The organism is Paenirhodobacter sp. (genome assembly GCF_047600745.1).
Lineage (GTDB): Bacteria > Pseudomonadota > Alphaproteobacteria > Rhodobacterales > Rhodobacteraceae > Rhodobacter.
Genome location: NZ_JASGKI010000004.1, coordinates 1,477,143 through 1,502,236, shown reverse-complemented (window position 1 = coordinate 1,502,236; position 25,094 = coordinate 1,477,143). Strand labels below are relative to the sequence as shown.

The following is a 25,094-nucleotide window of genomic DNA, read 5'->3' as shown; positions in this document are numbered from 1 at the left end:
TCACAACAAAAAACGACCCCGGATGTTCCGGGGCCGTTTCTGACAAGCACAGAATTGCTCAGGCTTCGGCGCCTTCGCTCTTCTCTTCCTTCTTCTCGGCGATCTCTTCGCCGGTCTCCTGATCGACCATCTTCATGCCGAGGCGGACCTTGCCGCGGTCGTCGAAGCCGAGCAGCTTGACCTTCACTTCCTGGCCTTCCTTCAGCACTTCGTTCGGATGGGTCAGGCGCTTGTTGGCGATCTGGGAGACGTGGACCAGACCGTCGCGCTTGCCGAAGAAGTTCACGAAGGCGCCGAAATCGACCAGCTTCACCACCTTGCCGGTGTAGATCTGCCCGACTTCCGGCTCCGCCACGATCGACCAGATCATGTCATGGGCGCGCTTGATCGCCGCCGCATCCGAGGAGGCGATCTTGATCATGCCGTCGTCGTTGATGTCGACCTTGGCGCCCGAGGTTTCCACGATCTCGCGGATGACCTTGCCACCCGAGCCGATCACTTCGCGGATCTTGTCGGTCGGGATCGTCATCGTCTCGATCTTCGGCGCATATTCCGAGAAGCCCTGCGGTGCGGAGATGGCCTTCGCCATTTCGCCCAGGATGTGCATCCGGCCGTCCTTCGCCTGCGCCAGCGCCTGTTCCATGATCTCCGGCGTGATGCCCGCGACCTTGATGTCCATTTGCAGCGAGGTGATGCCGTTCGAGGTGCCCGCGACCTTGAAATCCATGTCGCCGAGGTGATCCTCGTCGCCCAGGATGTCGGTCAGGACCGCCCATTTGCCATCGTCTTCAAGGATCAGGCCCATCGCCACGCCGGCGACCGGCGCCTTCAGCGGCACGCCCGCATCCATCATCGACAGCGACGACCCGCAGACCGTGGCCATCGAGGAGGAGCCGTTCGATTCCGTGATCTCCGACACGATGCGGATCGTGTAGGGGAAATCCGTCGCCGAGGGCAGGACCGCCTGCAACGCGCGCCATGCCAGCTTGCCATGGCCGATTTCGCGACGCCCGGGCGAACCCACGCGGCCCACTTCGCCGACCGAATAGGGCGGGAAGTTGTAGTGCAGCAGGAAGGACGAACGGAAGTTGCCGTTCAGCGCGTCGATGATCTGTTCGTCATCGCCGGTGCCGAGGGTCGCCACGCAGAGCGATTGCGTTTCGCCGCGGGTGAACAGCGCCGAGCCATGGGTGCGCGGCAGGACGCCGGTTTCCGTCACGATCGGGCGCACGGTGCGGTTGTCGCGGCCGTCGATGCGGGCGCCGCCGTTGATGATGTCGCCGCGCAGGATGCCCGATTCCAGTTTCTTGATCGCCGAACCGAGGTTCTTGTCCGCCAGATCGTCTTCCGACAGCTTCGACTTGATCGTCTCGACCGCCGCCGCGATGGCATTGGTGCGTTCCTGCTTGTCGCGCAGCGCGAAGGCGGCGCGCATTTCGGCCTCGCCCGCGGCGCGGACCTTCTCATACAGCGCCGAAATATCGGGCGCCGCGAAGTCGAAGGGTTCCTTGGCCGAGGTTTCGGCGAGCGAGATGATCAGGTCGATCACCGGCTGCATCTGTTCGTGGCCGAACTTCACGGCGCCGAGCATTTCCGCTTCCGACAGCTCATAGGCTTCGGATTCGACCATCATCACGGCGTCCTTGGTGCCCGCGATGACCAGATCCAGACGCTGCTCCGGGTTGTCCCGCAGCTTCGTCATTTCGTCCATCTTCGGGTTCAGCACATAGGCGCCGTTCTTGAAGCCGACGCGCGCCGCGCCGATCGGGCCCATGAAGGGCACGCCCGAGATCGTCAGCGCCGCCGAGGCCGCGATCATCGCAACGATGTCCGGATCGTTTTCGAGGTCGCACGACAGAACCGTCGCCATCACCAGCACTTCGTTCTTGAAGCCTTCGACGAAGAGCGGGCGGCACGGGCGGTCGATCAGGCGCGAAACCAGCGTTTCCTTTTCCGAAGGACGCGCCTCACGCTTGAAGAAGCCACCGGGGATCTTGCCGGCGGCGTAGTATTTTTCCTGATAATGCACGGTCAGCGGGAAGAAATCCTGCCCTTCCTTCGCCGATTTGGCAAAGGTCACGTTGGCCATGACGGTGGTCTCGCCCAGCGTGGCGATGACCGAACCATCGGCCTGGCGCGCAACCTTGCCGGTTTCCAGCGTGAGCGTTTCACCGCCCCACTGGATGGATTTTTTCGTAACGTTGAACATTCAGCGTATCCTCATGGGGACGCCGGGCCCATCCCGGTTCCCCTGTCTATGGCGGCCCCATTGCCGCCGCCCCCATCCTTTGCATGCGCCCGGGGGCCTCAGGGCGTCACATCGCAGATGGGCGGCGCTTTACAGGAAAAACGTGCTCTTGGAAAGCGGCGAGTTGTTTTTCCTGTCGCCCGGTCAGGCGTGTTCGGCCGTCGATGCGGCCTTGGCGGCCTCGGCTTCGGCTTCCTCGGCGGAACTGATCCCGTTGAAGAAGGCATTGAGCGCCACCGCCACCAGCGCCGCCAGCAGGATGCCGGATTCCAGCAGCGGATGCAGGTCGTGCGGGAAGCTCTTGAAGAAATTCGGCGCGACGATCGGGATCATCCCGAAGCCCACCGCGATCGCGACGACGAAGAGGTTGTTCGGCTGGCTCCGGAAATCCACCGCGCCGAGGATCCGCGCCCCGGTGGCCGCCACCATGCCGAACATCACCAGCCCGGCGCCGCCCAGCACCACCTGCGGCACGCTTTCCACCAGCGCCGACATCTTCGGCAGCAGGCCGAGGCAGATCATGATGCCCCCGCCCACCACCGTCACCCACCGCGAGCGCACGCCCGTCACGCCGACCAGCCCGACGTTTTGCGAGAACGACGTATAGGGGAAGGTGTTGAAGATGCCGCCGATCACCGTGCCGACGCCATCCGCCCGCAGCCCGCGGGTCAGCGCATTCCGGTCGACGTGTTTTTCGGTGATTTCACCAAGCGCCAGGAACATGCCCAGCGACTCGATCATCACCACGATCATCACGATGCACATCGTCAGGATCGGCACGAGGTGGAAGCTCGGCATGCCGAAATGGAAGGGCAGGACGATGCCGAACCAGGCCGCCTCGCCTACCTTGTCGAAGTGCATCACGCCCAGCAGCGTGGCCAGCACCGACCCCGCGACGATCCCCAGCAGGACCGCCACATTGCGCATGAAGCCGGTGGTGAACCGCAAGAGCGCCAGAATGACGCACAGCACGAAGCCCGCGATCGCCAGCCCGACCGGCTGCGCATAATCCGGGTTCGGAAAGGCACCGGGAACGCCATCGACCACCCGGGTCACGGTCGGCACCCCGCCGCCGGCCCAGTTGATGCCCACCCGCATCAGCGACACGCCGATGACAAGGATGATCGTTCCCGTCACCACCGGCGGAAACAGCGGCAGCAGCCGCGAGATGAACGGCGCGATGATCACGCCGAAGATCCCCGCCGCGATCACCGATCCGAAGATGCCCAGCAGCCCCGCATCCGTCGAGGCGGCGATGGCGATCATCGGCCCGACCGAGGCGAAGGTCACTCCCATCATGATCGGCATCCGGATCCCCACCCCCGGCAGGCCCCAGGCCTGCACCAGCGTCGCGACGCCGCAGGCGAACAGATCCGCGCTGATCAGGAAGGCCACATCCTGCGGCGAAAGCTGAAGCGCCCGCCCGACGATCAGCGGAACCGCCACGGCCCCCGCATACATCACCAGCACATGCTGAAGCGCCAGCGGGAACAACTGCCGCATGGGCAGCTTCTGATCTACCAGGTCAATGGTTTGGGACATATGGACACGGCTCCGAAACAAACGCGCCAGAATTGGCGCAATGACAGGCCGATCCTATCCAGACTGCGTGGGGTCGGAAACCGCCGGGCTTCCTTCGGAGAGAGGGATGTTTTGCGCCTTCGCCGTTATTGCCCGCGATTTAGGCGCGGGGCGGGGCATCAGGCAAGAATTCAAGCGATGTTCATCAGACTGTCACACCCCCGGACAGCCAAACGCCCGCGTCTTGCGACACGGGCGTGGATGAGTTCCGCCTGGGAAACGGATCAGCGGCGCAGGCCGAGGCGCGCGATCAGCGACTGGTAGCGGGCTTCGTCCTTCTTCTTCAGGTAGTCCAGCAGCTTGCGGCGTTGCGCAACCAGCATCAGAAGGCCACGACGGGAGTGGTTGTCCTTCTTGTGGATCTTGAAGTGCTCGGTCAGGTTCGAGATGCGCTTCGACAGCAGCGCGACCTGAACTTCGGGCGAACCGGTGTCACCTTGCTTGGTGGCAAAGTCCTTGAGGATCGCGTTCTTGTCTTCGACGGTGATCGACATCGGGATCTCCTTTGGTTGAGGGTCATGGCGCAAGCCGGGATGTCGTCCAGCAAGGCCCGTGGAGTATCCGCTCCGCAGCGGATGGGCGCCCATACAGGATATCGGCGCGAAAAGGAAGCCGAATCAGAGCTGCGCGAATTGCGCGGGCGTCAGCAGGGTCACGTCCGCCGCGCTGAGGTTCCCCGCCTGAAGCACCTCGGCCAGACGTTCGCCATTCGCGGTGATCCAGGCGGCGCCCTCGGTTTCGGAGGGTTCGATGGCCAGATGCGGTGCCTCTCCGTCATAGACCAGCACCAGCCGGTCCTGCCCCGGTTCGTAATCCGCCACGGTCGCGGGATGGGCCGGGTCGATCCAGTCGCCGAGCGCGAAGGTATCCGCCCCGTCGCCGCCCGAGGCATGGTCATCCGTGCCCGCGATCAGCGTGTCATCGCCCTCGCCGCCGTTCAGATAGTCCCGGACATCGGTATCGTGGCCGTTTTCATCCGGCACCCGGCCATCCAGCAGATCGTCGCCCCGGCCGCCGAACAGCACGTCATGGCCCGCGCCGCCGGTCAGCGTGTCGTCGCCATCCCCACCTTCGAGCGCATCGTCCCCCGCGCCGCCGGACAGGCTGTCATTCCCCTGTCCGCCGATCAGCGAATCCGCGCCCGCGCCGCCGTCCAGCGTATCGTTGCCGAACCCGCCCAGAAGCGTGTCCGCGCCATCCCCGCCGGTCAGCGTGTCATCGTCGCCGCCGCCCTCCACGGTGTCGTTCCCCGTGCCACCGTGCAGCGTGTCGTTCCCCGCCTCGCCCGCAAGGGAATCGTCTCCCGCGCCGCCGGTCAGGCTGTCGTCTCCGTCATGGCCGTTGATCTGGTCGTCGCCGTCGCCGCCGTCGATCTCGTCCGCGAACAGGTCGCCCCAGAGCGTATCGTTCCCATCGGTCGGCAGGGGGGAGGGGCCGATGTCCGGCGTGTCGACGCCATCCGTAACCTCGGCCGGTTCGCCCTCCTCGCCCGCATCGGGGCCGGGGTCCAGCGGCACCGGATCTTCGCCAGATCCGTCGGTGACCTCGGCGGGATCGCCGCCGGGGGTTTCTTCGCCCGGGATCGGGTCGCTGCCCTGGCTGCCATCGGTCACATTGGCGAGAATGTCGCCCCCGGACCCATCGGGAGACGTTCCCGGGGAGCTGCCTTCCCCGGGGAGGTCGTCATCGGCATCTTCATCTTCATCATGGACCGCCGCCGCCGCGGGCATCATGCCCATCGCCGCACCGGCCGCCACCAGAAGCCCCAGAACACCGCTCATCATCAACACGGCAGCACCTCTTTAACACGGGTCCACGATAGGGTCGTGTCGCTCGGAACGAAAGCTCTATCCGCTTGAATGTGCGGGATTTCTCCGGTTCTGGTTAACCTCGCGGAATTGCCGCGAAGGGGCCATTTCAGCGCCACAATTCGGGTTGGCGATCGTATCCGATATAGAGAGGATGCTTCGGCGCCCCGGCTTTTGTAAGGCCAAGGTGAAACAATTCGCGTCCCGTGCCGCGCAGCAGCCGTTCCACCGCCGCGCCCCGGTCCAGATGCGCGCCATGCGCCCCCCAGGCACAGACGATTCGCGCCCCCGGCCCGGCGGCCCAGTCCACGCTGTCGAGAATCGCGCGGTCGTTCTGTGGCCCCACCGGATCGGGTTGCGCGCGCATGTCCTTCGGGTCCGTCGCGCGCCAGGCGAAGATATTCGTCACCCGGAACGCGCCAAAGCCCAGCGTCCGCGCCCGGCGTTCGCAGCGTTCGACCGTCGGGTCGTTCTGCACCTCGGTCGCGGTGGAGGGGTTGAGCATCACGAAGAGCGCGCGCGGCCCCGCCGGATCCCAGACCCGCGTCAGCAGGTAGCGATACCGCTCGCAATCGGAATAGACCGCGACCGAGGGCGCATCGCCCTTGGTATGGCTGCGGGTGATCATGTGTTGAACACGCGGGTGGGGTGCAGTTCGCCGCCCATGTAGCGGCCCACGGCGATCGCCCGGCCCTCGAAGCTCGCCCAGACCTCTTCGCCGAATTCGACGCCGCTGGCGATGACCATGCCCGGATTGCCGTGCCCAAGCCGCACCGCGCCCTCCGCCGTCGCCCGCACCTCGGGCAGGTCGGCAAGGCCGAGTTCCAGGGGCAGCATCCGTGCGTCCAGTTCCGGCGTGCGCGCCATCCGGTTGATCTCCTCAAGGCTCAGCCCCTGATCGGCGCGGAACGGGCCGGACCATTCGCGCCGCAGCCAGGCGACATGGCCAAGGCAGCCCAGGGCCCGCCCCAGATCGCGTGCGATCGCGCGCACATAGCCGCCCTTGCCGCAGACCATCTCCAGTTCGACATGATCCGGATCGGGCCGCGCCATCAGGGTCAGGCTGTCCACCCACAGCGGCCGCGCCTCCAGCTCCATCACCTCGCCCTCCCGGGCGATGTCATAGGCGCGCTCGCCATCCACCTTCACGGCGGAGAACTGCGGCGGCACCTGCTGGATCTGGCCGCGAAAGGCGCCCAGGGCCGCTTCGATCTGCGCATCCGTCGGGCGCAGGGCGGAGGTCTCGATCACCGCGCCCTCGGCATCGTCGGTATTGGTCGCCGCACCCAGACGCACCACGAAGCGGTAGCATTTCAGCGCATCGGTGATATAGGGCACGGTCTTCGTCGCCTCGCCCAGAGCCACCGCCAGAACCCCGGTCGCCGCCGGGTCGAGCGTGCCGGCATGGCCCGCCTTCTTCGCTTCCATCGCCCAGCGGACCTTGCCGACGACAGCGGTCGAGGTCACGCCCGCCGGCTTGTCGACAATGATCCAGCCCGAGATGTCGCGTCCCTTCTTGCTGCGGCCCATGCGCCCCTCCGTATCAGAAGGCCCGCCTGCTATCGCGATCCGCGGGTTCGGTCAATGCGCGACCACGCCGACGATCGGCCCGACCGGGAAGCCGAAATCGCTGCGCCCCTGCGCGGGCACCGCCAGCCGCGAGATCGAGCCGTCGAAATACAGCGCGTCGCGCGCGCCCAGTTCGTCGCGGAAGAACCGCCCGAAGCGGTGGAAGTTCACCGCCTTGTCGGAGATCACGAACCAGGCCGTTCTGCCCATCCGCCGAAACGCCGACGCCGTTGCGGATATAGGTGCTGTCGCTGTCGGGCAGGAAGCGCGGATGCAGCGCGCCGCCGATCACCAGCATCGGCCCCGATTGCGTGGCATAGCGGCAGGCGGGGCGCTCCGTGGCGAAGGCGGAGGTCTCGATCACCCGCAGCCGCTCGCCGATGCAAAACACGCCATTGGGTTTCAGCCCGAAGTTGCCGCCGGTGGCACGGGTCGCCAGCGGCTGCCCCTGCTGCCCGTCCTCGACATACAGGCCCACCGGTTCGCGCCCGGGGTCATACATCCCGGCATTCATCGCGAAGGCCAGCCGCTCGCCCGGCGCCAGACCGTCCTCGACCCGCGCGGGCGAGCCGATCAGCCGCCCCTGCGGATCCTTCAGCCACAGCCGGATGTCATCCGTCGCCCGGGCTTCGCAAACGGTAAAGGGCACGCCCTCGAAGGCCACCGTGCGGCAGACATCCCCCGCCAGCGCGACCCGTGGCACCATCAGCGACAGCGCCGCGAGCAGGCTATTCCAGATCTTCGTCATCGTCGGGGCGGGCAATGTCGCGCTGCACCTTCTCGTCCGAGAACAGCCGCCGCGTCTCGTCCAGCCGGTCGAAGGTCTCGTCCAGCCGGAAGCGCAGGTCGGGCGCGTATTTCAGCGTCATCTCGCGCGTGATCAGGTGGCGCAGCTCGCCGGTGTGGCGGCGCAGCGCGGCCAGCATCACCTGCGCATCCTCGCCCCCGAGCGTGCCGCCCAGCGGCGCGACGAAGACCGTCGCCACCTTCAGGTCGGGCGAAGTGCGCACCTCGCCCACGGTGATCGACATGCGGTTCAGGTCCGGGTCATGGACCTCGCCACGGATCAGCACGTCCGACAGCGTGCGCCGGATTAGTTCACCGACGCGCAGCTGACGTTGCGAAGGGCCATCGCCCGAGGAAAAACGGTTCTTTGCCATATCCCGCACATAGTGCCTTGCGGGGCCGCCCGCAACAACCAAGGCCTTGCGGGGCCGCCCGCAACAACCCAGGCTGTGCGGCGCGGCCCGCAACTGAGGCTTTGCGCGGCGGCCCATGCGGGTTAGAAAGCGCCAAACAAAGGAGCACGACATGACCGATCTGCCGGGTATCGTCATCACCGGAGCCTCGGGCCGCATGGGCCGGATGCTGGCGCAAACCGTTCTGGCCTCCGACAAGGCGAAACTGGTGGGCGCGCTGGAACGCCCCGGCCATGACTGGATCGGCCGGGATCTGGGCGAAGTGACGGGCGGCGCCCCGGTCGGCGTGACGGTGACGGACGATCCGCTTGAGGCCTTTGCCCGCGCCCGGGCGGTGATCGACTTCACCGCCCCCGCCGCAACGCTGGAATTCGCGAAGCTCGCCGCGCAGGCGCGGGTGGTGCATGTGATCGGCACCACGGGGTTCGAGCCCGAGCAGATCGCGGCGCTTGCGCCCTGTGCGCGCCATGCGGTGATCGTCCGGGCGGGGAACATGAGCCTCGGCGTCAACCTGCTGACCCGGCTGACCCGCAAGGTGGCCGAGGCGCTGGATGCCGATTGGGATGTGGAAATCGTCGAGGCGCATCACAACCGCAAGGTGGACGCCCCTTCGGGCACGGCGCTGATGCTGGGTCAGGCGGCGGCGGATGGCCGGGGCATCGACCTCGCGCAGAACACCGAAGCCGGGCGTGACGGCATCACCGGCCCCCGCGCGCGCGGCGCGATCGGGTTTTCCTCGATCCGGGGCGGCGACATTGTGGGCGAACATGACGTGATCTTCGCCACGGCGGGGGAGCGGATCGTGCTGCGCCACATGGCGACGGACCGGGGGATCTTCGCGCGCGGCGCGCTGAAGGCCGCGCTCTGGGGGCTGGACCGCAAGCCGGGCGAATATGACATGATCGACGTTCTGGGTCTTTAGGCGCCGATCAGAGGCGCACCGGGCGTCTTGATCGACCGGAGGGCAAGGCGCGCGTTCCGGGCCGGGTGTCCTGTTATCGGCTGGCGCACCCCTGACTGGGCGCAGGGGCTGCAAGCCGCGGCAAAATGCGCGCCCTTGTTGCCCGGGGGCCGGGCGCAGTGTCAGGCGGACCCCCGCGCCCCGCCGGGACAGCGGGTCAGAAGTCGACCGCCAGCCCCTTCTTTTCCCAATCACCATAGCGCACGGGCTCCGGCCCGTCGCGCCCGCCGAGTTCCTCGGGCAGGGCGAGCGGCTTTGCCTTGCGGCGGCGTTCTTCGGCCTCGGCAAGCGCGCGTTGCGCGGCGGGGGGCAGATCTTCGCTCATCTCGGGCTTCCTTGTCTGGGACACGGTTCTGATATACGCCGCGCATCTGATCGCAACAAGGGAAGGCTCCGGCGATGAGCATCGACCTTGCCCGCCGGGCGGCCTGCGCGCTGATCGTGGGCGTTACCGAGGACCGGCAGACGCTGGCCGAACAGGCGGGGGGGCTCGACGGCCTGTCGCCGCCCGAACGCGCGCGGGCGCAGCGGCTGACGCTGGGCACCCTGCGCAATCTCGGGCGGGTGGAGGCGATGCTGAAGCCGCATCTGCGCAAGGCGCCGCCCGCCGATCTGCGGGTGGTGCTGTGGCTGGCGACCTATGAGCTTTGCACCGGCGCGCCGCCGCATGGGGTGGTCAATGCCGCCGTGGCGCTGGTGCGCAGCGGCGGGCGCCGGACCGAGGGTTTTACCGGCCTGACCAATGCCGTGCTGCGCAAGGTGGCCGAGGACACCGCCCGGTGGGAGAGCCTGCCGCCGCCCGCGCTTCCGGGCTGGCTGCGGGGGCGGCTGATGTCGGCCTGGGGCAAGGTCGCGGTGCAGCGGATGGAGGCGGCGCATCTTCTGGGCGCGCCGCTCGACCTGACGGCGAAGGGCGATCCCGTCGCCTTGGCCGAAGAACTGGGGGCGGAGCTGCTGCCCACCGGATCGCTGCGGCTGCCCGCGGGGGCGCAGGTGACGGATCTGCCCGGCTATGCCGAGGGGCGCTGGTGGGTGCAGGATGCCGCCGCGGCGCTTCCCGCGCGGGTGCTGGCGCCCCGTGCGGGGGAGCGGGTGCTGGACCTCTGCGCCGCGCCGGGCGGCAAGACGCTGCAACTCGCGGCGGCGGGGGCGGATGTCGCCGCGCTCGACATTTCCGAGGGCCGCCTTGCGCGGCTGCACGAGAATCTGGACCGCTGCGGCCTGCGCGCGCGGGTTGTGGCGGCCGATGCGCTGGAGTGGGAGCCCGAGGCGCCGTTCGACGCGATCCTGCTCGATGCGCCCTGTTCCGCCACCGGCACGATCCGGCGCCATCCGGACCTGCCCTTCGTCAAGGACGCGGCGGGGATCAAGGCGCTGTTTCCGCTGCAATCGGCGCTGATCGACCGGGCGCTTGGCTGGCTGAAACCGGGCGGGCGGCTGGTCTATGCCACCTGCTCGCTGCTGCCCGAAGAGGGCGAGCGGCAGATCGAGGCCGCGATGGCGCGCCATCCGCTGCGGCTGGCGCCCATGACCCTGCCGGGGATCGAGCCGGATTGGGTGGTGCCCACCGGCCTGCGGCTGCGGCCCGATTGCTGGCCGGAGCGGGGCGGCGTGGACGGTTTCTTCATTGCTTGCGTTTACCGTGATTCGTGACCGCAGAACGCGGTGACAGGACACGGGGCCGCGCATATGATGGCATTGAGGCAAAGAGACCCGGAACCGATGGCGGCAGGCGGCATGAACAGGACGGGCAGGGGCCCCCTGGTGCGGGCGCTCGATTCCCTTGCGGCGCGGCGCGCGGCGCGCGGGCAGGGGGCGACGGGATTCGTCAGCCATCCGGAGCCGCGCACCATCGGCTCCTTTGCGCGCGGGCGGCAGCTTCTGGCGGGGAATTTCCAGTTCGCGGGCTATCTGGTCGAGGGGCCGGGGCTGTCGATCTGGGATCTGCCGATGCCCGATCCGCGCTTTGAACAGGCGCTGCACGGGTTCGGCTGGCTCGATGATCTGTCGGCGGTGGGCGATGGCATTGCGCGGGAGCGTGCGCGGGCCTGGGTGTTCGACTGGATCGCGCGCTATGGCCGGGGCGAGGGGCCGGGCTGGACGCCCGAACTGACCGGGCGGCGGCTGATGCGGATGATCAACCATGCGCTTCTGGTGATGAGCGGGATCGACCGGCCCCGGGCGGATCTGTTCTTCCGCACGCTGGGCGGGCAGACGCGGTTCCTGTCGCGGCGCTGGCGCTCGGCACCCGAGGGGCTGGCGCGGTTCGAGGCGCTGACGGGCCTGATCCATGCCGGGCTGTCGCTGACCGGGATGGCGCCCTTGGCGCTTCCGGCCGCGGGGGCGCTGGCGCTCGAATGCGCCACCCGGATCGACGCGCAGGGCGGCATTGCCAGCCGCAACCCCGAGGAACTGCTGGAGGTTTTCTCCCTGCTGATCTGGGCGTCGGATGTGCTGACGGCTTCGGGCCGGTCCCCGGCGCCCGAGCATTTCCACGCCATCGCCCGGATCGCGCCCACGCTCCGGGCGCTGCGCCATGCCGATGGCGGGCTGGCGCGGTTCCATGGCGGCGGGCGCGGCGCGGAGGGCAAGCTGGACGGGGCGCTGGCGGCGTCGGGCTCGCGCAAGCCCGCGCCGGAGGGTCCGGCGATGGGCTTCGTGCGGCTGCATGCCGGGCGCACATCGGTGATCGTCGATGCCGCGCCGCCGCCTGCGGGCGCCTCGGCCCATGCCTCGACGCTGGCCTTTGAACTGACATCGGGGCGCCGTCCGCTGATCGTCAATTCCGGCTCCGGCGTGCTGTTCGGCCCGGAATGGCATCTGGCGGGGCGCGCTACGTCCAGCCATTCGACGCTGGCGCTGGATGGTTATTCCTCCGCCCGGCTCGGCCCCGCGCGGAAACCGGGCGCCCGGCTCGACGAAGCCCCGCGCGAGGTCTGGTGCCGCCCCGAGGCCGATCCTGCCCGCCATGCCCTGTTCGGCCATGACGGCTATGTCGCGACCCACGGCCTGAGCCATATCCGCGAACTGGAGCTCACGCCCGACGGCGGGATCCTGCGCGGGTCCGAGACGCTGGGCGCGATGTCCACCGCCGACCGCAGGCGGTTCGATGCGGTCTTCGTGCGCGCGGGCCTGCGCGGCATGCCGTTCAAGGTGCATTTCCACCTGCATCCGGATGTGGATGCGACGCTCGACATGGGCGGCTGGGCGGTGTCGATGGCGCTCCGGACCGGGGAGATCTGGGTGTTCCGCTTCGATGGGCCGGTGGAGATGGCGCTCCTGCCCTCGGTCTATCTCGACAAGACCCGGCTGAGGCCGCGCCCGGCGAAACAGATCGTGCTTTCCGGCGCGCTCTTCGAACATGCGGTCCGGATCGACTGGACCTTGGAACGTGCTCAGGTTACTCCGGCAGCGATCCGCGACAGTGGCGCGATGCCGCTGCCTTTTGACATCTGAGCATAAGGACTGCCAGCCGTGACCAGACCTGTCCCCCTCACCCGCGCCCTGATTTCCGTTTCCGACAAGACCGGGCTGATCGACTTTGCCCGGGCGCTCGCCGCGCGCGGTGTCGAGCTTCTGTCCACCGGCGGCACCGCCAAGGCGCTGCGCGAGGCCGGGCTGTCGGTGCGCGACGTGGCCGAGGTCACGGGGTTCCCGGAGATGATGGATGGCCGGGTCAAGACGCTGCATCCGGTGGTGCATGGCGGCCTTCTGGCGCTGCGCGACAACGAAGAGCATGTCGCTGCGATGCAGGCGCATGGAATCCAGCCGATCGACCTGCTGGTCGTGAACCTCTATCCGTTCGAGGAGACCGTGGCCAAGGGCGCGGGTTACGACGACTGCATCGAGAATATCGACATCGGCGGCCCGGCGATGATCCGCGCGGCGTCGAAGAACCATGCCTTCGTCACCGTGGTGGTGGATGTCGAGGATTATGCCGCCGTTCTGGCGGAACTGGATGCCGGAGACGGTGCGACCAGCTACGAATTCCGCCAGCGGCAGGCGCAGATCGCCTATGCCCGCACCGCCGCCTATGATGCCGCCGTCAGCACCTGGATGGCGCAGGCGATCGGCGCGGAGACCCCGCGCCGCCGTGCCTTTGCCGGGACGCTGGCGCAGACCCTGCGCTATGGCGAGAACCCGCATCAGCAGGCGGCCTTCTATCTGGACGGGTCGGACCGCCCCGGCGTCGCGACAGCGAAGCAATGGCAGGGCAAGGAGCTCAGCTACAACAACATCAACGATACCGATGCCGCCTTTGAGCTGGTGGCGGAATTCCCGGTGGATCAGCCCGCCTGTGCGATCATCAAACACGCCAACCCCTGCGGCGTCGCCACTGGCAAGACGCTGGCCGAGGCTTACGCGCGCGCCTTTGACTGTGACCGCACCTCCGCCTTCGGCGGGATCATCGCGCTGAACGGCACGCTGGACGAGGACACCGCGAAGGAGATCGCGGGGATCTTCACCGAGGTCGTCATCGCTCCCGATGCGACCGAGGGTGCGAAGGCCGTTTTCGCCGCGAAGAAGAACCTGCGCCTGCTGACCACCGGCGCCCTGCCGGATGTGGCCGCGCCGATCACCACCTTCCGCCAGGTCGCGGGCGGCTTCCTCGTGCAGGACAAGGACAACGGCCGCATCGCCCCGGCGGATCTCCGGGTCGTCACCGAACGCGCCCCGTCGGAACAGGAACTGAAAGATCTGCTCTTCGCCTGGAAGGTCGCGAAACACGTCAAGTCGAACGCCATCATCTACGTCCGGGACGGCGCCACCGTCGGCGTCGGCGCGGGGCAGATGAGCCGCGTCGATTCCACCCGCATCGCCGCCCGCAAGTCGCACGACATGGCTGAGGTGCTGGGCCTGACGGAACCGCTGACCAAGGGTTCGGTGGTGGCTTCGGACGCCTTCTTCCCCTTCGCGGACGGTCTGATCGCCGCCGCCGAGGCGGGCGCCACCGCGATCATCCAGCCCGGCGGTTCGATGCGCGATCAGGAGGTCATCGACGCCGCGAACGAACGCGGCCTTGCCATGGTCTTCACCGGCATGCGCCACTTCCGGCACTGACCGCCCGCGGCGCAAGCCGCGGGCCTCACCGCCGCCCGCTTGCGGGCGGCCACCGACCCGCCGGGCCTTGTCCGCCACCGCTGCCGTTCATGCCCTGTGCGAAAATGGCGGCGAAGCCGCCCCCGGGCGCCCCGGCAGGGGCGCAACCAGGACCGTAAGGACACACCCTGACAAGAGGCAACCATGCGTCTCACGGCATTGATCGCCGCGGCGATCTTCCTGCTCGACCAGATCTCGAAATACATCGTCGTGCATCTGATGCGGCTCGATGTGGTGCATGACATCGCCGTCCTGCCGCCCTGGCTCACTTTCCAGATGGCGTGGAATCAGGGCGTGAACTTCGGCCTTTTTGCCGGAGAGGGCGACCTCACCCGCTGGCTGCTCATCGTGCTGTCGCTCGGCATCACGCTCTGGGTCTGGGTCTGGGTCTCGCGCCAGCGGCCCACGCGGGCGATGCTGGTTTCGGCCGGGCTGCTGATCGGCGGCGCGCTCGGCAATGTCATCGACCGGCTGCTCTATGGCGCGGTGGCCGACTTCCTGAACATGTCGCTGCCGTTCTGGCGCAACCCCTGGTCGTTCAACGTCGCCGACATCGCGATCTTCGCCGGGGCGCTTGGCCTCGTGCTCTTCACCGGGACCAAGGCACCGAAACGCCGGGGCTGAACCAAGGGGCGTGACGGCACCGCTTTGATAGGCTAAGAGGGGGCGAAACGGTGAGGGAGTGGCCCATGCGCGCGACAATCGGAAAGCTCGGGATCGCAGGAGCGGTTGCGGTGCTGGTCGCGGCCTGTGGCGGGCCGGAGAAGCCCGAACTGATGCACCTGCGCAAGACGACGCAGGGCCCGGACGAATTCGCCATCGTGCCGACCAAGCCGCTGACCATGCCGGAAAACCTGTCGCTGCTGCCCGCGCCCACGCCGGGCGGGCGCAACATCACCGATCCGACGCCGGAGGCCGATGCGGTTACCGCGCTCGGCGGGCGCCCGGGCGCCGGGGTCGCCGCCGATGGCGCCTTCATCGCCCAGATCGGCCGCTTCGGCACCGATCCGGCGATCCGGCAGTCGCTCGCCACCGAAGATCTGCAATGGCGGCGCGATCATGACTCCCGCCTGCTGGAGCGGATGTTCTCGATCAGCACCTATTTCAAGGCCTATGCGCCGATGGCGCTCGACCAGATCGCCGAATCCGAACGCTGGCGTGCCCGTGGCCTGCGAACCCCGGCCTCGCCGCCGTCGTCCGAAGCCCAGAACGCGATGCCCTGAGGGGTCAACTCCGCGTCACCCGCCGTATCCGTGGTTGCCTTGGCCGTGCGGCCCCGTAAAGTCGGCGCCGATACCTACGAGGAGCCTATGTTGCGTGCATCCCTTGCCGCCGTTTTCGCGGTCTTTGCCCTCGGCCCGGCCCAGGCCGGACCCGTCAGCCATTTCACCCTGCCCAATGGCCTTGAGGCCGTGGTGATCGAGGATCACCGCGCCCCGGTCGTGGTGCAGATGGTCTGGTACAAGGCGGGGTCCGCCGACGAACAGCGGGGCAAATCCGGCATCGCCCATTACCTCGAACATCTGATGTTCAAGGGCACTGATACGATGGCGGCGGGCGAATTGTCGAAGACGGTCGCGGCCAATGGCGGGTCGGACAATGCCTTCACCTCCTATGATTACACCGCCTATCATCAGCGCATCGCGGCGGACCGGCTGGAACTGGTGATGCGGATGGAGGCCGACCGGATGCGGCATCTGAAGATCTCGCCCGACGACTGGCGGACCGAGCGGCAGGTGATCCTCGAAGAGCGCTCGCAGCGGATCGACAGCGATCCGGGCGCGCAGTTCACCGAACAGGCCCGCGCGGCGCAGTTCCTCAACAGCCCCTATGGCACGCCGGTGATCGGCTGGCGGCAGGAGATGGAATCGCTGACCCGCGAGGATGCGCTGGCCTGGTATCACCGCTATTACGCGCCGAACAACGCGGTGCTGGTGGTGGCGGGCGATGTGACGCCCGATCAGGTGCAGGCGCTGGCCGAGAAATATTACGGCCCGCTCGACCCTTCGCCCGACATTCCGCCCCGGATCCGGGCGCAGGAGCCGCCGCAGCTGGCGGCCCGGCGTCTGGAGTTTCATGACGACCGGGTGGCGCAGCCCTATCTGATCCGGACCTGGCTCGCGCCCGAACGCAATCCGGGCGATCAGAAGCAGGCCGCCGCGCTGACGTTGCTGGCGGCGATTCTGGGTGGCAATGCGCAGACCTCGGTGCTGCCGCGCAAGCTGGTGTTCGACCGGGGCGATGCGATCTATGTCTCGGCGGGGTATGACGGCATGTCGATCGACCGCACGACCTTCGGCATTTCGATGATGCCGGCGCCGGATGTGTCCCTGCCGGAGGCGGAAAAGGCGCTGGACGAGGCGCTGGCCGAATTCCTGAAGGAAGGCGTCGATCCGGCGCAGTTCGAGCGGATCCGCGCCCAGATCCGCGCCGGCCAGATCTATGAGAAGGACAACACCCAGGGCCTCGCGCAGCGCTATGGCGAGGCGCTGGCCTCCGGCTTTACCATCGACGATGTGCAGGCCTGGCCCGATGTGCTGATGTCCGTGACCGAGGCCGATGTGATGGCGGCGGCGAAGGCGGTGCTGGTGCCTGCCGCCTCCGTCACCGGCTATGTCGCGAAAGGCACCCCCGAAGCCCCCGCCGCACAGGAGACCGCGCAATGATCCGCACCCTGTTCCGCGCCGCCGCCGCGCTGATCGTCCTTGCCCTGCCGGTGCAGGCGCTCGACATCCGGGAAGTGACCTCTCCGGGTGGCATCAAGGCCTGGCTGGTCGAGGCGCATGACATCCCCTTCACCGCGCTGGAGATCCGCTTCCGTGGCGGCGCCTCGCTCGATGCGCCCGGAAAGCGCGGTGAGATCAACCTGATGACCGCGACGCTGGAGGAAGGCTCCGCCGATTACGACAGTCAGGGTTTCGCCGCCGCACAAGAGGCGCTGGCTGCGAAATTCGGCTTCGACGTCGATGATGACACGCTGAGCGTTTCGGCCCGGATGCTGACGGAAAACCGCGACAAGGCGGTGGAACTGCTGCGCGGCGCGCTGACCGATCCGCATTTCGATCAGGCCTCGGTGGACCGGGTGCGGGGGCAGGTGCTGTCGATCATCGCCAGCGACGAGAAGGATCCGGGCGCGATTGCCGGGGCGGCCTTCCGCAAGCTGGTCTGGCCCGATCACCCCTATGGCACCTCGCGCAACGGCACCGCCGAGAAGCGTCAAGGCGCTGACCCGCGAGGATATGTTCGAGGCGAAGGCCCGCGTGCTGGCGCGCGACCGGATGGTGGTTTCGGCGGTGGGCGATATCACGCCCGACGAATTGGGGCCGCTGCTCGACCGGCTGCTGGGCGGCCTGCCCGAAACGGGCGCCGCGATGCCGCCCGAGGTCGCGCCGAAATTCACCGGGGGCGTGACGGTCGTGCCCTTCGACAGCCCGCAATCCATGGTCGTGTTCGGCCAGGAGGGCATCGCGATGGAGGATCCGGATTTCTTCGCGGCCTATGTGCTGAACCAGATCCTCGGCGCGGGCGGGTTTTCGTCGCGGCTGATGGCCGAGGTGCGCGAGAAGCGCGGCCTGACCTATGGCATCTACAGCTATCTGGTGCCGAAGGATCTGTCCGCCGTGTGGCAGGGCAGCTTCGCCTCCGCCAATGACAAGGTGGCCGAGGCCGTGAAGATCACGCAGGCGGAATGGGCGAAGGCCGCGCGCGGCGAGGTCAGTGACCGCGAACTGGCCGATGCCAAGACCTATCTGACCGGCGCCTATCCGCTGCGCTTCGACGGCAATGCGACCATCGCCGACATTCTGGTGGGGATGCAGCTGAACGGGCAGCCGACCGATTACATTGACACCCGCAACGACAGGGTGAATGCGGTGACGAAGGAAGACATTGCCCGCGTGGCAAAGCGGCTGATGGATCCGGCGCGGTTGCAGTTCGTCGTGGTCGGGCAGCCGGTGGGCCTGCCGTAGAATCTGTTCCCCCTTGGTTCGGGCTGTGCTACAGATTGTGGCATGAATGCGCAGCCCCCCCATATAACAGCCTCGCGCCCGGTGATCCGGCAGCTTGACGATACCGCGGCGAACCGGATCGCGGCGGGGGAGGTGGTGGAGCGCCCCGCCTCGGCGGTAAAGGAACTGGTGGAGAATGCGCTCGATGCCGGGGCGCGGCGGATCGCGGTCAGCTATGCCGATGGCGGCAAGACGCTGATCCGGGTCACCGATGACGGCTGCGGCATGACGGCGGAGGATCTGCCGCTCGCGCTCAGCCGCCATGCCACGTCGAAGATCGACGGATCGGACCTGCTGAACATCCACACCTTCGGGTTCCGGGGCGAGGCGCTGCCCTCGCTCGGTGCGGTCGGGCGGCTGGCGATCACCTCGCGCGCCGAGGGGTTCGAGGCCGCGACGATTTCGGTGGCGGGCGGCGCGATCGGCGCGGTGAAGCCCGCCGCGCTGAACCGGGGCACGGTGGTCGAATTGCGCGACCTGTTCTTTGCCACCCCGGCGCGGCTGAAATTCATGCGCACCGACCGGGCCGAGGCGCAGGCGATCGCCGATGTGGTGAAGCGGCTGGCGATGGCCGAACCCTATGTCAGCTTCACCCTGCACGACGCCACGCGGGAGATTTTCCGTGCCGATGCGGAGCAGGGCGAGCTGTTCGACGCGCTCGGCGGGCGGCTGGCGCGGGTGCTGGGGCGGGAGTTCTTCGACAATGCGGTGCGGCTCGATGCGGAGCGCGAGGGGATCCGGCTGACCGGCTATGCCGCGCTGCCGACCTATTCGCGCGGCGCGGCGGTGGAGCAGTTCCTGTTCGTCAATGGCCGCCCGGTGCGGGACAAGATGCTGATCGGCGCGCTGCGGGCGGCCTATATGGATTTCCTCAGCCGCGACCGGCATCCGGCGGCGGCGCTGTTCCTCTCCTGCGATCCGGAGCGGGTGGATGTGAACGTCCATCCCGCAAAGGCCGAGGTGCGCTTCCGCGAGGCGGGCGTGCCGCGCGGGCTGATCGTCACCGGGATCCGCCATGCGCTGGCGGAGGCGGGGCATCGGGCGTCCTCGACGGTGGCGACCGAAACGCTCGGTGCCTTCCGCCCCGAACCGGTCGCGCCCCGGGTCTATCAGATGGATCGGCCCTCGCTGGGCGCGATCCGCACGAGCTTTGCCGCGCAGGCCCCGGTGTTTGCCGAGGCCGCGCGCGACTGGCAGCCCCCGAGCGCCCGCGCCGAGGCGCCTGTGCCGGCCCCGGTGAATGCGCCGCTGGGCGCCGCCCGCGCGCAGGTGCATGAGAATTACATCATCGCCCAGACCGAAACCGGGGTGGTGATCGTCGATCAGCACGCGGCGCATGAGCGGCTGGTCTATGAGCGGCTGAAGCGGCAGATGGCGGAGCGCGGCGTGGCGGCGCAGGCGCTGTTGATCCCGGAGATCGTGGAGCTGTCGCCGGGCGATGCGGCCCTTCTGCTCGACCATGCCGGGGCGCTGGCACGGCTGGGCCTGACGATCGAACCCTTCGGCGGATCGGCGGTGGCGGTGCGCGAAACCCCGGCCATTCTGGGCGAGATCAACGCGGGTGCGCTGCTGCGCGATGTGCTGGATGAACTGGCGGATCTGGGCAGCAGCGATCTGGTTCTGGCGAAGATCGACGCGGTGCTGAGCCGGATGGCCTGCCACGGCTCGGTGCGCTCGGGGCGGCAGATGCGGGTCGAGGAGATGAACGCGCTCCTGCGCGAGATGGAGGCGACGCCCCATTCCGGCCAGTGCAACCACGGCCGCCCGACCTATGTGGAACTGAAGCTGGCCGATATCGAGCGGCTGTTCGGACGGACGTGATGACATTGGACCTGAACGACCCGGTGGTGCTGGGGGCGCTTGGCGTGGTGGCGCTGATCGTGGTGATGCTCATGCTGGTGCTGCGCGCGGCGGGGCGTTCGGCGCAGGCGGCGGTGCCGCTGATGACGCAACTGGCGGCATTGGGGCAGCGGGTGCAGTCGCTGTCGGACGGGCAGCAGCAGCTTTCGGGCGGGCTGCATCATGTGTCGGAGACGCAGGCGGTCAGCCAGACGAAGATGATCGCGCTGGTCGAACAGCGGCTGGCGCAGGTGAATCGGCAGATGACGGAAAGCCTTCAGGGCTCGGCGGTGCGCACGGCGCGCAGCCTGGGGGATCTGCAACAGCGGCTGGAGGCGATCGACAAGGCGCAGGCCAATATCGAGAAGCTGTCGGGCAACGTTCTGGGATTGCAGGACATTCTGTCGAACAAACAGACCCGCGGCGCCTTTGGCGAAATCCAGTTGCATGACATCGTGCAAAAGGCGCTGCCCGCCGACAGTTATACGATGCAGGCGACGCTCTCGAACGGGCGGCGGGCGGATTGCCTGATCCACCTGCCCAATCCGCCGGGGCCGATCGTGATCGACAGCAAATTCCCGCTCGAAGCCTATGAGGCGCTGCGCCGGGCCGAAAACCAGAGCCAGTTGATCGAGGCGCAGCGGATGATGCGGATCGCGGTGCGCAGCCATATCAAGGCGATTTCGGAACGCTACCTGATCGAGGGCGAAACGGCGGATGGCGCGCTGATGTTCCTGCCCTCCGAGGCGGTCTATGCCGAACTGCATGCGAATTTCCCGGAACTGGTGCGGGAGGGCTTTGCCGCGAAGGTCTGGATCGTGTCGCCGACCACCTGCATGGCGACGCTGAACACGATGCGCGCGGTGCTGAAGGATGCGCGGATGCGGGCGCAGGCGGGGGCGATCCGCAAGGAACTGGCGGCGCTTTATCAGGACGTGGAGCGGCTGAGCGCGCGGGTGGCGAACCTCGACCGGCATTTCACTCAGGCGGCGAAGGACGTGGAGGAGATCAAGATCTCTGCCGAAAAGGCCGGCAAACGCGCGCATCGGCTCGACAATTTCGATTTCGAGGAACTGGCGCAGGATCCCCCGGCGAAAGTGCTGCGCATCGAGCGCTGATCGCGCTTGCGCCCGGCGCGCGGGCGGCGCAACATCCGCTCAAGGAGGTGTCCCATGCAATTGCCGATCAGCCCGTCGAAGGTCGCCCATATCATCATCCGCGCGCGTAAGTTCGACGCCGATGTGCCCGGCTCCGGCCAGGGGCGGGAGTTGCGCGCCTTCATTGCCAACCTGAACGAGGATGAGCAGGCCGCGCTGACCGCCGTGATGTGGATCGGGCGGGAGACCTTCGAGCCAGAGGAACTGGACGAGGCGATCGCGACCGCGAAGGCGGAGGCTTCGGCCCCGACCGAGGATTATCTGATGGGCATCCCGATGCTGGCCGATTACCTCGAAGACGGTTTGATCGCGCTCGGCATCTCGCTCGAAGACGCGGAAGAGGACGTGGACCGCCCGGTCTGAGAATGCGCGGCATTTTAAACCGCGAGCGGTAACGGCCTTGACGGGATGCCGCGCCGCGGCGAGGTTGGGCCATCCGTCACGCACGAGGCACCATGTCCGAAGTCGCTCTGGTCGTTGTTGCCCTGGCCGTGGCCGGGGGGTTGGGTCTCCTGCTGGGAACGTTGCAATGGCGCGGCGTCGGGCTGGGCATCGGCGGCGTGCTGTTCGCGGGCATCGCCGTGGGGCATTTCGCCGACGGGATGGGCCTGCATTTCAATGCCGAAATGATGGAATTCGTTCGGGAATTCGGCCTGATCCTGTTCGTGTTCACCATCGGGATCCAGGTCGGGCCGGGCTTCTTTGCCGCGCTGCAATCCACAGGGCTGCGGCTGAACGCGGCGGCGGCGGCGATCGTGCTGCTGGGCGTCGCGGTGACGGTGGTGATGCACTACACCTCGGACATTCCGATGCCGGTTCTGCTGGGCCTGATGTCGGGGGCGGTGACGAATACGCCGGGTCTTGGCGCGGTGACGCAGGTGCTGAAGGATTCGGGTGCCGATGCGGGGGCGCCCAGCCTGGGCTATGCGGTGGCCTATCCGTTCGGGATTCTGGGCATTCTGATCACCATGCTGGCCCTGCGCGGGGTGCTGCGGATTTCCGTCGATCGCGAGGCCGGGGATTTCGACGCCGAGCGCAAGGCGGGCGACGCGGCGCTTCCGGTGATGAATGTCGAGATCCGCAACCCCAATATCGCCGGGCTGCCTCTGGGCGATGTGCCGGACCTGTTCGATGCGGGGGTCGTCGCCTCGCGGATGCGCAAGGATGGCGCGCTGATCGTGCCGACGCGCGACACGGTGGCGGCGGTCGGCGATGTGCTGCACCTTGTCGGCCCGGCGCCGAAGCTGCGCGCGATGCAGATCATTCTGGGCGAAGAGGTCCAGACCGCGCTGACCACCAAGGGCACGGCGCTGACCTGGACCCGGGTCGTGGTGACCAACAAGAAGCTGCTGGGACGCCGGTTGCGCGACCTCGGCCTGAGCGAGGCGCATGGGGTTTCGGTCTCGCGCATCAACCGCGCGGGGGTCGAGCTTCCGGCGCAGGGGGCGAGCACGCTCGACTTCGGCGACACCGTGACCGTGGTCGGCACACCCGAGGGGATCGCCGCCATCCGCGGCCTGCTGGGCGATGAACGCCACGCGCTGGAGGAGGTGCAGTTCACCGCCGTGCTGATCGGGATTGCGCTTGGCGTACTGCTGGGGTCGATCCCGATTCTGGTGCCGGGGATGCCCGCGCCGGTAAAGCTTGGCCTTGCGGGGGGGCCGCTGGTGGTGGCGCTGATCCTGTCGCGGATCGGGCATCTGGGGCCCTTCGTGTGGTATATGCCGCCCGTCGCCAACCACGCGCTGCGGGAATTGGGCATCGTGCTGTTTCTGGCGGTGGTGGGGATCAAGGCGGGCGACCGGTTCCTTGAAACGCTGATCAATGGCGACGGCCTGTATTGGATGGCGCATGGCGTGCTGATCACGCTGATTCCGCTGTTGATCGTGGGGTTTGTCGCGCGGATCGTTTTCCGGTTCAACTACCTGACGCTGTGCGGGGTGCTGGCGGGGTCGATGACGGATCCGCCCGCGCTGGCCTTCGCCAATGGGATGAGCCGGTCCCCGGCGGCGGCGATCGGCTATGCCTCGGTCTATCCGCTGGTGATGTGCATGCGGATCCTAGCGCCGCAGATCCTGTTGATCTTATTGGGAAGCTGAGGGTTTCCACGCGCGCGCAAGGCTGCGGGCGATCAGGGCGGGCACGTCTGGGTGTTCGCCCACCGGCGGCAGAAGCGGCCCTGCAAAACCGGCAAGCGCCGTGGGCAGATCATTCAGCACATGCCCCGCGCGCAGGGCAAAGAATGGCAGGCACAGGCCACCCCGGCTGAGCGCCGCGACATCGGCGATATGGGGCGGCTCCTCGACGAAGGCGGGCAGGATGCGCCAGAACGGCGTGGATCGGCGCAGGAAGGCGGCCATCGTGAAGGTCGTATCCTTGGCCCGGCTCGGCACGCGCGATCCGTGGGCGGCGAGGATCAGATCGGAGCCGCGCGGGTCGATGCCATGGCTCTTCGCGGCGGTCAGAACGATGTGGCGGACCAGTTCCGGCAATTCTGGCTCAAGCCCGAACGGCGGCAGGATCCGCACGGAGCGTCCGGACAGGCGGCGGGGCAGCTCGCGGCGGGTGAACCAGCCTTCGGCCATGAACAGCGGATAGACCAGCGCCGGCTCGGTCCCGGTGGCTTCGAGCGCGCCGGGTTTGGCGAGCGTCGCCGCGCGGACGGGCATGCCAAGCCCGACCGCGACCTGTTCGGCCAGCGTTTTCAATCTGGCGTCAGGCGGTTCCGGATCCGAGGGGGATCCATGTGCAACGATCAGGACATCTGTCATGGCGGCGAGGGTAGCGTGTCGGAAATGGATTGTAATCTATTCATATTGTTCGGATTCGCCGATTGTGACGAATCGCCGGACAGGATAGCTATATCGAGACCGGCTAGGATGGCCAGAACCCATAGAGAATTCATGGTTCCATGTGGTGCATTGGGTGTGCGCATGGGGGTGAAGGAGGGTCCTGGTAGGGGTGCCGGGGCCCTCCGATTTATTGCGTTGGACGATCCCGGTGTTGTGCGGGTTTCGCCGAAGGACCGCTTTCCCACATGCTGCGCCAAGGACACTGCGATTCCTATGGCTATCGGCATGGCCTTGAACTGCGGGCGTTTGGGGCGATGCCTGTAGGGGGATTGCCGGAGCCGGTGAATTGAGCCTCCAACGAAAAGACGCAAGAGCGCATGTCCTCTTTTGCCGGCCCTGCCTTGACGGGTCAGTCTGTATCCTGACCGTCTGGCGGCGGATGCTGTCCTTTCTGCGGCGGCCCATAGGGCGGGTTTTGCGTGAACGAAGAAGTTTTCACTCACGTCGGGTCAAATGCAGATTTCGTGAGCCACATATGGACATAATAATCGGCGGGAATTTCGGCGAACTGCACAGGATTATTCATTTATGCCACCTGTATAACCGCCGCTTGCGCAAGGGGGTATTCTGGATCCTTTTGGCGGGTCATAGGGGCTGACATGTATCCGACCTCTTTGCAGCCATCGTCATGCTGCGGGCCGGTATGGTGTTCGCGGATCAGGTCCAGATCAAAGCCGCGTGCTCGAAGGCACTCTGTTGCACACTGGTTCTCCCGATCCCGTCTCACGACGATTGCGCCAAACCGCTCCTTGCGCTCCGACGTCCGCGCGACC

At 67.4% G+C, this 25,094-nt stretch carries 20 protein-coding genes and 2 pseudogenes; 12 read left to right on the top strand and 10 right to left on the bottom strand.

The genetic code is table 11. From position 1 onward, the window contains the following. Positions 1 to 58: 58 nt before the first annotated feature. The 8 genes and pseudogenes from pnp to rbfA all read right to left on the bottom strand — a co-directional run bounded on the left by pnp (position 59) and on the right by rbfA (position 8,366). A complete protein-coding gene (gene pnp, locus QM789_RS16025) occupies positions 59 to 2,209 on the bottom strand; it encodes a polyribonucleotide nucleotidyltransferase (protein WP_420352842.1) in 2,151 nt (716 codons plus the stop codon). 183 nt (positions 2,210 to 2,392) lie between these two features. Next, positions 2,393 to 3,751 (bottom strand): nucleobase:cation symporter-2 family protein, encoded by a 1,359-nt coding sequence (locus tag QM789_RS16020; protein ID WP_420352841.1) that lies wholly within the window; start codon positions 3,749 to 3,751, stop codon positions 2,393 to 2,395. Between the two features lie 302 nt (positions 3,752 to 4,053). Further along, positions 4,054 to 4,323, bottom strand: a complete 270-nt coding sequence (gene rpsO, locus QM789_RS16015) for a 30S ribosomal protein S15 (protein ID WP_420352840.1) — start codon at positions 4,321 to 4,323, stop codon at positions 4,054 to 4,056. A gap of 123 nt (positions 4,324 to 4,446) precedes the next feature. After that, the gene (locus QM789_RS16010) at positions 4,447 to 5,613 is read right to left on the bottom strand and encodes a calcium-binding protein (RefSeq protein WP_420353326.1); all 1,167 of its coding nucleotides are present in this window, start codon (positions 5,611 to 5,613) and stop codon (positions 4,447 to 4,449) included. Positions 5,614 to 5,746: 133 nt separating this feature from the next. Further along, the gene (locus QM789_RS16005) at positions 5,747 to 6,265 is read right to left on the bottom strand and encodes a DUF1643 domain-containing protein (RefSeq protein WP_420352839.1); all 519 of its coding nucleotides are present in this window, start codon (positions 6,263 to 6,265) and stop codon (positions 5,747 to 5,749) included. Continuing rightward, positions 6,262 to 7,167: a tRNA pseudouridine(55) synthase TruB gene (truB, locus tag QM789_RS16000; protein ID WP_420352838.1), complete on the bottom strand. Its 906-nt coding sequence runs from the start codon at positions 7,165 to 7,167 to the stop codon at positions 6,262 to 6,264. Before truB ends, QM789_RS16005 begins: the two co-directional genes overlap by 4 nt. Positions 7,168 to 7,218: 51 nt before the next feature. Beyond that, positions 7,219 to 7,954: pseudogene (locus tag QM789_RS15995) on the bottom strand (phosphodiester glycosidase family protein). Then, positions 7,935 to 8,366, bottom strand: coding sequence for a 30S ribosome-binding factor RbfA (rbfA, locus tag QM789_RS15990; protein WP_420352837.1), 432 nt, complete (start codon positions 8,364 to 8,366; stop codon positions 7,935 to 7,937). Before rbfA ends, QM789_RS15995 begins: the two are co-directional and overlap by 20 nt. A 151-nt stretch (positions 8,367 to 8,517) precedes the next feature. On the opposite strand from rbfA, the gene dapB reads away from it, so the two are divergent. Then, positions 8,518 to 9,327 carry a 4-hydroxy-tetrahydrodipicolinate reductase gene (gene dapB, locus QM789_RS15985; protein ID WP_420352836.1) on the top strand — a complete coding sequence of 270 codons (810 nt, stop codon included), beginning with the start codon at positions 8,518 to 8,520 and terminating at the stop codon, positions 9,325 to 9,327. A gap of 196 nt (positions 9,328 to 9,523) precedes the next feature. On the opposite strand, the gene QM789_RS15980 is transcribed toward dapB, so the two are convergent. Then, positions 9,524 to 9,691, bottom strand: a complete 168-nt coding sequence (locus tag QM789_RS15980; RefSeq protein ID WP_420352835.1) for a DUF1674 domain-containing protein — start codon at positions 9,689 to 9,691, stop codon at positions 9,524 to 9,526. A 74-nt stretch (positions 9,692 to 9,765) separates the two neighbouring features. Between QM789_RS15980 and QM789_RS15975 the strand changes: the two genes are divergently transcribed. The 11 genes and pseudogenes from QM789_RS15975 (at position 9,766) to QM789_RS15925 (ending at position 23,568) form a co-directional block, all read left to right on the top strand. Then, entirely contained in the window at positions 9,766 to 11,019 is a 1,254-nt protein-coding gene (locus QM789_RS15975) for an RsmB/NOP family class I SAM-dependent RNA methyltransferase (RefSeq protein WP_420352834.1), read from the top strand. Between the two features lie 69 nt (positions 11,020 to 11,088). Next, complete coding sequence (locus QM789_RS15970) at positions 11,089 to 12,822, top strand: heparinase II/III family protein (protein ID WP_420352833.1); 1,734 nt, start codon at positions 11,089 to 11,091, stop codon at positions 12,820 to 12,822. Positions 12,823 to 12,840: 18 nt separating this feature from the next. Beyond that, on the top strand, positions 12,841 to 14,427 hold the full coding sequence (purH, locus tag QM789_RS15965; protein WP_420352832.1) for a bifunctional phosphoribosylaminoimidazolecarboxamide formyltransferase/IMP cyclohydrolase: 1,587 nt from the start codon (positions 12,841 to 12,843) through the stop codon (positions 14,425 to 14,427). A 183-nt stretch (positions 14,428 to 14,610) separates the two neighbouring features. Then, the gene (gene lspA, locus QM789_RS15960) at positions 14,611 to 15,090 is read left to right on the top strand and encodes a signal peptidase II (protein WP_420352831.1); all 480 of its coding nucleotides are present in this window, start codon (positions 14,611 to 14,613) and stop codon (positions 15,088 to 15,090) included. A 65-nt stretch (positions 15,091 to 15,155) separates the two neighbouring features. Then, a complete protein-coding gene (locus tag QM789_RS15955; protein ID WP_420352830.1) occupies positions 15,156 to 15,689 on the top strand; it encodes a DUF3035 domain-containing protein in 534 nt (177 codons plus the stop codon). A gap of 87 nt (positions 15,690 to 15,776) precedes the next feature. Continuing rightward, positions 15,777 to 17,132: a M16 family metallopeptidase gene (locus tag QM789_RS15950; protein ID WP_420352829.1), complete on the top strand. Its 1,356-nt coding sequence runs from the start codon at positions 15,777 to 15,779 to the stop codon at positions 17,130 to 17,132. Further along, positions 17,129 to 18,434: pseudogene (locus tag QM789_RS15945) on the top strand (M16 family metallopeptidase). The gene QM789_RS15950 and the pseudogene QM789_RS15945 overlap by 4 nt, the downstream one beginning before the upstream one ends. A 42-nt stretch (positions 18,435 to 18,476) precedes the next feature. Further along, positions 18,477 to 20,294, top strand: a complete 1,818-nt coding sequence (gene mutL / locus QM789_RS15940; RefSeq protein WP_420352828.1) for a DNA mismatch repair endonuclease MutL — start codon at positions 18,477 to 18,479, stop codon at positions 20,292 to 20,294. Next, positions 20,294 to 21,430 carry a DNA recombination protein RmuC gene (locus QM789_RS15935; protein ID WP_420352827.1) on the top strand — a complete coding sequence of 379 codons (1,137 nt, stop codon included), beginning with the start codon at positions 20,294 to 20,296 and terminating at the stop codon, positions 21,428 to 21,430. Before mutL ends, QM789_RS15935 begins: the two co-directional genes overlap by 1 nt. A gap of 54 nt (positions 21,431 to 21,484) precedes the next feature. Continuing rightward, on the top strand, positions 21,485 to 21,832 hold the full coding sequence (locus tag QM789_RS15930) for a DUF3775 domain-containing protein (RefSeq protein WP_420352826.1): 348 nt from the start codon (positions 21,485 to 21,487) through the stop codon (positions 21,830 to 21,832). Between the two features lie 92 nt (positions 21,833 to 21,924). Next, positions 21,925 to 23,568 (top strand): putative transporter, encoded by a 1,644-nt coding sequence (locus QM789_RS15925; RefSeq protein ID WP_420352825.1) that lies wholly within the window; start codon positions 21,925 to 21,927, stop codon positions 23,566 to 23,568. On the opposite strand, the gene QM789_RS15920 is transcribed toward QM789_RS15925, so the two are convergent. Beyond that, on the bottom strand, positions 23,554 to 24,177 hold the full coding sequence (locus QM789_RS15920; protein WP_420352824.1) for a cobalamin biosynthesis protein CbiX: 624 nt from the start codon (positions 24,175 to 24,177) through the stop codon (positions 23,554 to 23,556). The two genes, QM789_RS15925 and QM789_RS15920, sit on opposite strands and share 15 nt — an antisense overlap. Positions 24,178 to 25,094: the final 917 nt, after the last annotated feature.

Coding starts and splice junctions, on each gene's coding strand:
- pnp (WP_420352842.1), bottom strand. CDS start 2,209: ATGTTCAACGTTACGAAAAAATCCATCCAGTGGGGCGGTGAAACGCTC.
- QM789_RS16020 (WP_420352841.1), bottom strand. CDS start 3,751: ATGCGGCAGTTGTTCCCGCTGGCGCTTCAGCATGTGCTGGTGATGTAT.
- rpsO (WP_420352840.1), bottom strand. CDS start 4,323: ATGTCGATCACCGTCGAAGACAAGAACGCGATCCTCAAGGACTTTGCC.
- QM789_RS16010 (WP_420353326.1), bottom strand. CDS start 5,613: ATGATGAGCGGTGTTCTGGGGCTTCTGGTGGCGGCCGGTGCGGCGATG.
- QM789_RS16005 (WP_420352839.1), bottom strand. CDS start 6,265: ATGATCACCCGCAGCCATACCAAGGGCGATGCGCCCTCGGTCGCGGTC.
- truB (WP_420352838.1), bottom strand. CDS start 7,167: ATGGGCCGCAGCAAGAAGGGACGCGACATCTCGGGCTGGATCATTGTC.
- rbfA (WP_420352837.1), bottom strand. CDS start 8,366: ATGGCAAAGAACCGTTTTTCCTCGGGCGATGGCCCTTCGCAACGTCAG.
- dapB (WP_420352836.1), top strand. CDS start 8,518: ATGACCGATCTGCCGGGTATCGTCATCACCGGAGCCTCGGGCCGCATG.
- QM789_RS15980 (WP_420352835.1), bottom strand. CDS start 9,691: ATGAGCGAAGATCTGCCCCCCGCCGCGCAACGCGCGCTTGCCGAGGCC.
- QM789_RS15975 (WP_420352834.1), top strand. CDS start 9,766: ATGAGCATCGACCTTGCCCGCCGGGCGGCCTGCGCGCTGATCGTGGGC.
- QM789_RS15970 (WP_420352833.1), top strand. CDS start 11,089: ATGGCGGCAGGCGGCATGAACAGGACGGGCAGGGGCCCCCTGGTGCGG.
- lspA (WP_420352831.1), top strand. CDS start 14,611: ATGCGTCTCACGGCATTGATCGCCGCGGCGATCTTCCTGCTCGACCAG.
- QM789_RS15955 (WP_420352830.1), top strand. CDS start 15,156: ATGCGCGCGACAATCGGAAAGCTCGGGATCGCAGGAGCGGTTGCGGTG.
- QM789_RS15950 (WP_420352829.1), top strand. CDS start 15,777: ATGTTGCGTGCATCCCTTGCCGCCGTTTTCGCGGTCTTTGCCCTCGGC.
- mutL (WP_420352828.1), top strand. CDS start 18,477: ATGAATGCGCAGCCCCCCCATATAACAGCCTCGCGCCCGGTGATCCGG.
- QM789_RS15935 (WP_420352827.1), top strand. CDS start 20,294: ATGACATTGGACCTGAACGACCCGGTGGTGCTGGGGGCGCTTGGCGTG.
- QM789_RS15930 (WP_420352826.1), top strand. CDS start 21,485: ATGCAATTGCCGATCAGCCCGTCGAAGGTCGCCCATATCATCATCCGC.
- QM789_RS15925 (WP_420352825.1), top strand. CDS start 21,925: ATGTCCGAAGTCGCTCTGGTCGTTGTTGCCCTGGCCGTGGCCGGGGGG.